At 70.1% G+C, this 1,344-nt stretch carries 1 protein-coding gene; it reads left to right on the plus strand.

Features of this window, described 5'->3' with window-relative positions; all coding sequences use genetic code 11:
• A partial coding sequence (locus ACIBHX_RS52345; protein ID WP_397076538.1) for an L-serine ammonia-lyase occupies nt 1-1,344 on the plus strand: 1,344 nt, incomplete at both ends.

Here is a 1,344-nt window from a genome sequence, read left to right on the forward strand (position 1 = left end):
TCGGAATCGGCCCGTCGAGCTCGCACACGGGCGGGCCGATGGCCGCCGCGCACAAGTTCGCCCGCGGGTTGCACGATGACGGCCTGCTCGACTCGACGGCGCGTGTCGAGGCCATCCTGTACGGCTCGCTCGGGCTGACCGGCAAGGGCCACGGCAGCGACAAAGCCGTGCTGCTCGGCCTGTCCGGTGAGAAGCCTGAGCTGGTCGACGTGGACTCCATCGACGCCCGGCTGCTCGCCATGCGCGAGTCGGGCACCGTGTCGCTCTACGGCACGCACGAGATCCCGTTCGTGGTCGGCGAGGACCTGGTCTTCGAACGCAAGATCTCACTGCCCGAGCACCCCAACGGCATGCGCTTCACCGCCTTCGCCGCCGACGGCGGCATCCTGCGGGAGAAGGTGTACTTCTCGGTCGGCGGCGGCTTCGTCGTCGATGAGAAGGCCACCGGCGCCGATCGCATCAAGCCCGACGACACGGTCCTGCCCTACCCGTTCACGACCGCGGAGGAGCTGCTCAAGCACTGCTCCAACACCGGGCTGTCGATCTCCGGGCTGATGCTGGCCAACGAGAAGGCCTTCGGCCGCACCGAGGCCGAGATCCGCGCCGGGATCATCAACCTGTGGCGGGTGATGTCCGACTGCGTCCGGCGCGGCATCGCCTCCGAGGGCGTGCTGCCCGGCGGGCTTCGCGTGCGGCGCCGCGCCCACCAGCTGCAACGCCAGCTGCAGGCGGAAGCGCCGGCGAAGGACCCGCTGCAGACGATGGACTGGGTGTCGCTGTTCGCCCTGGCGGTCAACGAGGAGAACGCCGCCGGTGGCCGCATCGTCACCGCGCCCACCAACGGCGCCGCCGGCATCATCCCGGCCGTGCTCACCTACTACGACCGGTTCGTCCCCGGCGCCGACGACGACGGCGTGGTGCGCTTCCTGCTGACGGCCGCGGCGATCGGCGTGCTGTTCAAGGAGAACGCCTCCATCTCCGGCGCCGAGGTCGGCTGCCAGGGCGAGGTGGGCTCGGCCTGCTCGATGGCCTCGGCCGGGCTGACCGAGGTGCTGGGCGGCACGCCGGAGCAGGTGGAGAACGCCGCCGAGATCGGCATCGAACACAACCTGGGGCTGACCTGCGACCCGATCGGCGGCCTGGTCCAGATCCCGTGCATCGAACGCAACGCGGTGGCCTCCATCAAGGCGATCACCGCCGCCCGCATCGCGCTGCGCGGCGACGGCCGCCACTTCGTCTCGCTGGACAAGGCCATCAAGACCATGCGCGACACCGGCCGCGACATGCTCGACAAGTACAAGGAGACCTCACGCGGCGGCCTGGCCGTCAACGTCATCGAGTGCT

The organism is Nonomuraea sp. NPDC050536, assembly GCF_044457685.1.
Lineage (GTDB): Bacteria > Actinomycetota > Actinomycetes > Streptosporangiales > Streptosporangiaceae > Nonomuraea.